Here is an 8482-nt window from a genome sequence, read left to right as displayed (position 1 = left end):
AGCTGGAGGAGGCACCCTGCCGCTTTCCCCGGCGGGGGACACCTGGCGGATCGGGGGCGCCCGTGGGCGGTCGGACCGGAGTTCCCGACCCTTCCGCCCGGACGTGAAGAGGGCGGACCCGGGCGGGAGTTCACGGCGACCGCCCTGCGCACGCCCGTCGTCGAGAAGCGCCATCGGCCCCGGCGCCGGCGTCCGTCGGCCCCGCCCCCAGGCCCCTTGCCGAGGTGCGTGCGCGACTCGAGCGCCGCCTCGCTGGAAGCGGGCGCCACTCCCTCGGTACGGGCGCCACCCCCCTTCGGTCCGGGTCGCCCCTCTCGGTCCTGGTCCGACCCCCTCGGCCCCGCCCCCAGGCCGCTCGCCGAGGTATGCGCTCGGCTCGGCGCCGCCTCCCCTCGGTCCCGGTCGGCCTTCCCCGGTTCCGGTCCATGCGCCCCTGGCCACGTGGTCGACCGCCCCCGGGCCGTCATCGCGTACGGCTCCCGCCGGTTCCGCGCACCGGAATGGGCACGGCACTCCTGGCCCAGGCGCCCGGCCTCATCCGGCACACGTGCCCCGCATCGGCCGGACCCGCACGGTCCGGCGGCAAGTCGCTCCGGGGGCTGTCAAGGCCCTGTCGGTCGCGCGGTGAAGGGCTGCGCGGCCGGTCGGCATGTGATGGGGTGACAGACGTCAGTCGAAAGGCCGGACCGGCCAGCTGCCGGTCCCTTCGTGGAAGGGACGATCAGTGGCACCGCCCTCGCACCCCCCGCAAGCCCCGCAACCCCCCTCCGCCGGTCACCTCAGCCGGCGCACCCTGCTCACGGCGTCCGCCGCCACCGCGGGCGCCCTGCTCGTCGGGTCCTCGGCCGCGACCGCCTCGGCCTCCGCCTCCGGGAGCACGTGGCCCGACCGCATCCCGCTGCCCAACGGCTTCCGCCCCGAGGGCATCACCATCGGCGGCCACCACGCCTACCTGGGCTCCCTCGGCGACGGCTCCCTCTACCGCGCCGACCTGCGCACCGGCGAGGGCGGCATCATCTCCGCGGGCCCAGGCACGCCCTCCGTCGGGCTCAAACTCGACGACAGGGGGCGGTTGTTCGTCGCCGGGCGGGCGCAGGGCGCCCGGGTGGTGGACGCCCGCACCGGCGCGATCCTCGCGTCGTACCGGCTCACCACGAAGACGCCGACCTTCGCCAACGACGTCTTCCTCACCGTGCGCGCCGCCTGGTTCACCGACTCCTTCCAGCCCGCCCTGTACGCCCTGCCCCTCGGCGCCCACGGGCGGCTGCCGGCCCCGGACAAGGTCGTGACGCTCACCCTGAGCGGCGACTGGTCCCAGGCTCCCGGTGAGGTCGTCAACGCCAACGGCATCACCGGCACCCCGGACGGCAAGGCGCTCCTCGTCGTCCAGTCCGGCGCCGGCGGCCTGCACCGGGTCGACCCCAGGACCGGTGTCACCGAACTCGTCGACCTCGGCGACGCGGCACCCCTCACCAACGGCGACGGCCTGCTGCTCCTCGGACGGCGGCTCTACGTCGTCCAGAACCGTCAGAACGCGATCGATGTGTTCAAGCTCTCCGGAGACGGTCGCAGCGGCATCTTCGAGGACCGTCTCATCGACGCCGGCTTCGACGTCCCGACGACGGCCGCGGCCCACGGGCGCCGCCTCTACCTGCCCAACGCCCGCTTCACGACGACGCCGACCCCGGACACGGCGTACGCGGTGGTGGCGGTGAAGCGCTGAGCGTGCGGTGACCGCCGGCCGGTTCCCCGTGCCCCGCGACGGGCGCGGGGAACCGCGCGATCGGCCACGACGACCCGCGGTCACCGCGTCGAGGCACCCGCCTCGCCCCCGGTGGCGTTCAGTCGTCCGACGAATCCTCGTCCTCGGCTCCGGCCTCGGTCCCGGACCCCGCCTCGGTGTCGGCCTCGGGCCGCGCCGGCTTCGGCGGCCGCGTACGCCCGCCGGGATTGTCCTTGGGGTTCCACGCTCCGGTGGTCCCGTCGCCGCCGTCGACCGTGGCGTGACCGCCCGGCGTCGGCCCGCCCCCGTCACGGCGCCGCAGATACCGCTCGAACTCGCGCGCGATCGCCTCGCCGGACGCCTCCGGCAGCTCCGCCGTGTCCCGTGCCTCCTCCAGCGTCTGCACGTACTCGGCGACCTCGCTGTCCTCCGCCGCCAGCTGGTCCACGCCCACCTGCCAGGCGCGCGCGTCCTCGGGCAGCTCGCCCAGCGGGATGCGCACGTCGATCAGGTCCTCCAGCCGGTTCAGGAGGGCCAGCGTCGCCTTCGGGTTCGGCGGCTGCGACACGTAGTGCGGCACCGCGGCCCAGAGCGAGACGGCCGGCACGCCCGCGTGCGTGCACGCCTCCTGGAGGATCCCGACGATGCCCGTGGGCCCCTCGTACTTGGTCTCCTCCAGGTCCATCCGCTGTGCCAGGTCCGGGTCGGACGTGACGCCGCTGACCGGGACCGGACGGGTGTGCGGGGTGTCCCCGAGCAGCGCGCCCATGATGACCACCAGCTCCACGCCCAGCTCGTGGGCGAAGCCCAGCAGCTCGTTGCAGAATGAGCGCCAGCGCATCGACGGTTCGATGCCCCGGACGAGTACGAGATCGCGGGGCTTGTCGCCGCCGACCCGGACCACCGACAACCTTGTCGTCGGCCAGGTGATCTTCCGCACGCCGCCGTCCAGCCACACCGTGGGGCGGTTCACCTGGAAGTCGTAGTAGTCCTCGGCGTCCAGCGCCGCGAACACCTCGCCCTTCCACTCCTTGTCCAGATGCGCGACCGCGGTGGAGGCGGCGTCGCCGGCGTCGTTCCAGCCTTCGAACGCGGCCACCATCACTGGGTCGATCAGCTCGGGAACCCCCTCCAGCTCGATCACCCAGCGCCTCCTTCCGACGTGCCCTCGCGTACGCCCCAACCTTACGGCGTGCGGCGGGAGCCTCCGCAGCCCCCTTGCACGGGGGAGTGAACGGATCAATGCCCCGTTCGCACGGCACAAACCCTCCCGGGCGGCGAGGCTCGCGGTGATCGACTTCTCAGAGCGTGGACCGCAGCCACTGCTCCACGCTCGCGATGTGCACCGTGGCCCAGGAACGCGCGGCGTCGGCGTCGCGGTCGCGCAGGGCGGCCAGGATGGCGCGGTGCTCGTGCAGGGTCCGGCTGACGGCGTCCTCCTGGGTCAGGCCGCGCCAGATGCGGGCCCGGGTGGTCGGCCCCGACAGGCCGTCGAGGAGGGAGCACAGGACCGAGTTGCCGGAGCTCTGCACGATGCCCCGGTGGAACTCCAGGTCGCAGGCGACCAGTTCCTCCACCGACGGTGCGGTGCCGAGCCTGTCCAGCTGGGTCGCCAGCGCGTCCAGCTGCTGCTCGCTGATCCTCAGGGCGGCCATCGCCGTCGCCGCGGGTTCGAGTATGCGGCGCACGGCGAGGAACTCCAGGACCGTGTCGTCGCGGTGGAAGTCGACGACGAAACTCAGTGCTTCGAGCAGGAGCTGGGGGTCGAGACTGGTGACATAGGTGCCGTCGCCCTGCCGTACGTCGAGGATGCGGATCAGGGACAGGGCGCGTACGGCCTCGCGCAGGGAGTTGCGGGACAGTCCGAGGTCGGCGGCCAGCTCACTCTCCTTCGGGAGCCGGTCGCCGGGGCGCAGGGCGCCGGAGACGATCATCCCCTTGATCTTCTCGATCGCCTCGTCGGTGACTGCCATGGGCGAACCCCTCCCTTGTCGTTCAGACATCCGATGTCTCAGGCCATTATGGACGCTCCATCGCCTCTATCAGGCCAAAGTCTCCAGATCGGCCGGGCCCGCGGCCTCGTCGTGACGGGCGAGGTAGAGCCCGCGCGTCAGCACCCGCCCCTGGGCAACCGTGTCGCGTACGTCCGCCGAGCAGCGTGGGCGAGGGACAGGATCAGGCCGGCCCGCCCGGTCCCACCCCTGTGCTGCCACGCGCAAGGGCGGCTCCACCGATGCGGAGCCGCCCTTGCGTGCGGTGCCGACCCCGGTCAGGGGAGGGGCCGGCACCGGGATCCGGTCACTTCTTGTCGAGCAGGTCCTGGACCTTCGCGCGGACCTCGTCCGTCGCCAGCCCCCGTATCGTCAGGGTCGTCCGGCGCCGCAGCACGTCGTCGGCGGTCTCGGCCCACTCGGTGTCGCGGGCGTAGACGACCTGCGCCCAGATCTCGGGGGCGTCCGGGTGGACGCGCTCGCCCAGCTCGGGGTTCTCGTTGGCGAGGCGGGCGATGTCGAAGGCCAGCGAACCGTAGTGCGTGGCCAGGTGCCGGGCGGTGTCGGCGCCCATACGGGGGCCGGGCGCCGGGTGGTCGACGAGCAGCCGGTGGGCGACCGCGCGCGGGTTGGCGACCCCCGGCAGGGGCAGCTTCTTCGGCAGCGAGCCGACCGGCTCGAAGTCCTCACCCAGCGGGTGCCCCGGCAGCGCCTCCAGCTTCTTCATGATCGTGCGGCCGATGTGCCGGAAGGTCGTCCACTTGCCGCCCGCGACGGACAGCATGCCGCCCCGGCCCTCGGTGACGACCGTCTCGCGCTTGGCCTTCGCGGTGTCACCGGGACCGCCCGGCAGCACCCGCAGACCGGCGAAGGAGTACGTGATCAGATTCCGGTCGAGCTGCTGGTCCCGGATGGAGAACGCGGCCTCGTCCAGGATCTGGGCTATGTCCTTGTCGTTGACCGCGACATCGCCCGGGTCGCCCTCGTACATCTCGTCGGTCGTGCCGAGCAGCAGCATGTCCTCCCAGGGGAGGGCGAAGGTGATGCGGTACTTGTCGATGGGCGTGGCGAGCGCGGCCTTCCACGGAGCCGTCCGCTTCAGGACCAGGTGCGCGCCCTTGGACAGCCGGATGGAGGGAGCCGCGTCCGGGTTCTCCATCCTGCGCAGGTGGTCGACCCACGGCCCGGTCGCGTTGAGCACGAGCCGGGCGCTGACGCCGAACTCGTCGCCGGACAGCCGGTCGCGCAGCTCGGCACCGGTCACCCGGCCGCGGGTGAACCGCAGTCCGGTGACCTCGGCGTGGTTCAGGACGACGGCACCCGACTCGACGGCCGCGCGGACCGTCATCAGCGCCATCCGGGAGTCGTTCATCTGGTCGTCGCCGTACACGGCCACGGCCTTGAGGTTGTCGGTGCGCAGCTCGGGCACGTCCTGCGCGGCCTTCGACGGCGAGAGCAGGTGTCCCACGCCGTCACCGAAGGCCGACAGCGCCGAGTAGGCGAAGACGCCCGCCCCGAGCTTCGCCGCGCCGTGCGGCCCGCCCTTGTACACGGGGAGGTAGAACGTGAGCGGGTTCGCCAGGTGGGGGGCCACCTGGCGGGACACCGCACGGCGCTCGAAGTGGTTCTCCGCCACCAGCTTCACCGCGCCGGTCTGCAGATAGCGCAAGCCGCCGTGGAGCAGCTTGGAAGAGGCGGAGGAGGTGGCGCCGGCGAAGTCGCCGGCGTCGACCAGAGCCACCCTGAGCCCGGACTGCGCGGCGTGCCAGGCGGTCGAGATGCCCAGGATGCCGCCGCCGATCACGAGGAGGTCGTACGACGCCTTGGAGAGCTGTTCCCGGGTCTCGGCACGGCTCGGGTTCGAGCCGGACGCCGGGCGCGTCCCCAGGGCAGGCAGGGTCTGCAGGGTGGTCTGACTGGTCATGTCGGGTTATTACTCCTCATCAGAGCCGGTGTCGGAGCCGTCGCGGGCTCTGGCTCAGCTCTCGTCAGTTCTCGTCCTCGAGCCAGCCCATGGTCCGCTCGACGGCCTTGAGCCAGCTCTTGTACTCACGGTCGCGGGTCTCCGCGTCCATGCGGGGGGTCCACTCGGCGGCCCGCCGCCAGTTGGCGCGCAGATCGTCGGTGTTGGTCCAGAAGCCGACGGCGAGACCGGCGGCGTAGGCCGCGCCGAGGCAGGTGGTCTCGGCGACCATCGGGCGCACCACGGGGGCGTCCAGGAAGTCCGAGAGCGTCTGCATCAGCAGGTTGTTGGAGGTCATGCCGCCGTCGACCTTGAGGGCCGCGAGCTCGACGCCCGAGTCCTTGGTCATGGCGTCCGTGATCTCACGGGTCTGCCAGGCGGTGGCCTCCAGGACGGCGCGCGCGAGGTGCGCCTTGGTGACGTACCGGGTGAGACCGGCGATCACACCGCGGGCGTCGGAGCGCCAGTACGGGGCGAACAGACCGGAGAAGGCCGGTACGAAGTACGCGCCGCCGTTGTCCTCGACCGAGAGCGCCAGCGTCTCGATCTCGGCGGCGGTGGAGATCAGGCCCATCTGGTCGCGCATCCACTGCACCAGCGAACCGGTGACGGCGATCGAGCCCTCCAGGGCGTAGACCGGCTTCTGGTCGCCGATCCGGTAGCCGACCGTGGTCAGCAGGCCGCTGTAGGAGTTGATGATCTTCTCACCGGTGTTCAGGAGCATGAACGTGCCGGTGCCGTACGTCGACTTGGCCTCGCCCTCGTCGAAGCAGGTCTGGCCGAACAGGGCCGCCTGCTGGTCGCCGAGCGCGGAGGCGACCGGGATGCCGCCGAGCAGGTCGCCGAGGCGGCCGCCGGTGACCTCGCCGTACACCTCGGCGGAGGAGCGGATCTCCGGGAGCATCGACAGCGGGACACCGATGGACTCGGCGATCTTCTCGTCCCACTGCAGCGTGTGCAGGTTCATCAGCATGGTGCGGGAGGCGTTGGTGACGTCGGTGTAGTGCTTGCCGCCGTCGACACCGCCCGTCAGGTTCCAGATGACCCAGGTGTCCATGGTGCCGAAGAGGATGTCGCCGGCCTCGGCGCGCTCGCGCAGGCCCTCGACGTTGTCGAGCAGCCAGCGGGCCTTCGGGCCGGCGAAGTACGAGGCCAGCGGCAGGCCGGTCTCGCGGCGGAACCGGTCCTGGCCGACGTTGCGGCCGAGCTCGCGGCAGAGGGCGTCGGTGCGGGTGTCCTGCCAGACGATGGCGTTGTGGACGGGCTCACCGGTGTTCTTGTCCCAGAGCAGCGTGGTCTCGCGCTGGTTGGTGATGCCGATGGCCTTGATGTCGTCACGGGTGATGCCGGCCTTCTCGATGGCCCCGGCGACGACCTCCTGGACGTTCGTCCAGATCTCGGTGGCGTCGTGCTCGACCCAGCCCGGCTTCGGGAAGATCTGCTCGTGCTCCTTCTGGTCGACGGAGACGATGCGTCCGTCGCGGTCGAAGACGATACAGCGGGACGAGGTCGTGCCCTGGTCGATCGCGGCGATGAAGGGGCCGGCGGTGTGCGCGTCGGTCACGGTGTGCTCCTGAAAGGTCAACTGGTCAACGGGCTGTACGTACGGCGCGTGCTGAGCGTTCCGCGGACGGGCCCGCGGAACGGCGGCTCAACGGGTTTCTCAGGCGAATGCGACGTTGTAGAGGCCTGCGGCGATGGCGGCACCGATCAGGGGACCGACCACCGGGACCCAGGCGTAGCTCCAGTCCGACCCGCCCTTGTTGGGCAGGGGCAGCAGGGCGTGCACGATGCGCGGACCGAGGTCACGGGCCGGGTTGATCGCGTAACCGGTCGGGCCACCGAGGGACAGACCGATGGAGACCACGACGAGCGCGGTGATCAGGGCGCCGAGCGTGCCGAGGCCCTTGCCGTCGCCGTTCAGGCCCTGCGTCAGGACCGCGAGGACGAGCACGATGGTGCCGATGACCTCGGTGGCGACGTTCTGCCAGGCGACGCGAACCTCGGGGCCGGTGGAGAAGACGCCGAGCACGGGGCCGGCGCCCTTCTCCCGGGCCTCCACGGACTTGGTCCTGGCGGCCTCCGCCGGCTCGCCGACGATCTCGCGGTCGGTGAGGTGGGCGTGGAACTGGCCGTAGTAGGCGACCCAGACCAGTGCCGCGCCGATCATCGCGCCGAGCAGCTGACCGCCCCAGTAGATCGGGACGTCGCCCCAGGGTATGCCGTCCTTCTTCAGTGCGAGCGCGAGGGTGACGGCCGGGTTCAGGTGGGCGCCGGAAAGCGGCGCGGAGGTGTAGACGGCCGTCAGAACGGCGAAACCCCACCCGAAGGTGATGGCGAGCCAACCGGCGTTACGGGCCTTGGAGGCCTTCAGCGTGACGGCCGCACAGACGCCGCCGCCGAGCAGGATGAGTAGGGCGGTACCGATGGTCTCGCCGATGAAGATGTCGGAGCTGGACACCCGCGACTCCTTTGTCCTTCGTCCAGGGGAAAGAGTTCGGCCCATGGCGTTGTCACACTCTAGCGCGTATTGCCGGTAGGTGTTCGACAATGTCGACCGATGGACGGGAGTCTTGCTCGGTGGCTCAGGTGCGTCAAGAGCTCTGTTGTCGAAAACGCGATCGTTATTGATCGAACAGGCCCATCGATCTTGAAACTGCTGCTAAGGGCCCACGCCGGCAGCCCGATGGCCGGGCAGGGCGACGGCTGGGCGGGGCGACGGCCGGGCGGGGCGACGGCCGGGCGGGGCAGGAGGGCACGCGCGGGCACGGCGAGGGCCGGGACACCCCGCGGGGTGTCCCGGCC

The 8482-nt window shown here is 71.6% G+C and carries 6 protein-coding genes; 1 reads left to right on the top strand and 5 read right to left on the bottom strand.

All coding sequences use genetic code 11. From position 1 onward, the window contains the following. The first annotated feature begins 724 nt into the window (after positions 1-724). On the top strand, positions 725-1723 hold the full coding sequence (locus tag ACFU5F_RS41505) for a superoxide dismutase (RefSeq protein WP_383898761.1): 999 nt from the start codon (positions 725-727) through the stop codon (positions 1721-1723). Between the two features lie 118 nt (positions 1724-1841). On the opposite strand, the gene ACFU5F_RS41500 is transcribed toward ACFU5F_RS41505, so the two are convergent. The 5 genes from ACFU5F_RS41500 to ACFU5F_RS41480 all read right to left on the bottom strand — a co-directional run bounded on the left by ACFU5F_RS41500 (position 1842) and on the right by ACFU5F_RS41480 (position 8138). Further along, positions 1842-2867, bottom strand: a complete 1026-nt coding sequence (locus tag ACFU5F_RS41500; RefSeq protein ID WP_383898759.1) for a PAC2 family protein — start codon at positions 2865-2867, stop codon at positions 1842-1844. Between the two features lie 157 nt (positions 2868-3024). Beyond that, a complete protein-coding gene (locus ACFU5F_RS41495; RefSeq protein ID WP_059082048.1) occupies positions 3025-3696 on the bottom strand; it encodes a FadR/GntR family transcriptional regulator in 672 nt (223 codons plus the stop codon). A 325-nt stretch (positions 3697-4021) separates the two neighbouring features. Next, positions 4022-5638, bottom strand: a complete 1617-nt coding sequence (locus ACFU5F_RS41490) for an FAD-dependent oxidoreductase (RefSeq protein WP_383898757.1) — start codon at positions 5636-5638, stop codon at positions 4022-4024. 64 nt (positions 5639-5702) lie between these two features. Further along, on the bottom strand, positions 5703-7241 hold the full coding sequence (gene glpK, locus ACFU5F_RS41485; RefSeq protein ID WP_383898756.1) for a glycerol kinase GlpK: 1539 nt from the start codon (positions 7239-7241) through the stop codon (positions 5703-5705). Positions 7242-7340: 99 nt separating this feature from the next. Further along, positions 7341-8138 (bottom strand): MIP/aquaporin family protein, encoded by a 798-nt coding sequence (locus tag ACFU5F_RS41480; protein ID WP_383898754.1) that lies wholly within the window; start codon positions 8136-8138, stop codon positions 7341-7343. Between the last annotated feature and the right edge of the window lie 344 nt (positions 8139-8482).

Source organism: Streptomyces sp. NPDC057438 (genome assembly GCF_042802995.1).
Taxonomy (GTDB): domain Bacteria; phylum Actinomycetota; class Actinomycetes; order Streptomycetales; family Streptomycetaceae; genus Streptomyces.
The sequence above is the reverse complement of the archived record's forward strand: the minus strand, read 5'-3'. Positions and strand labels throughout refer to the sequence as shown.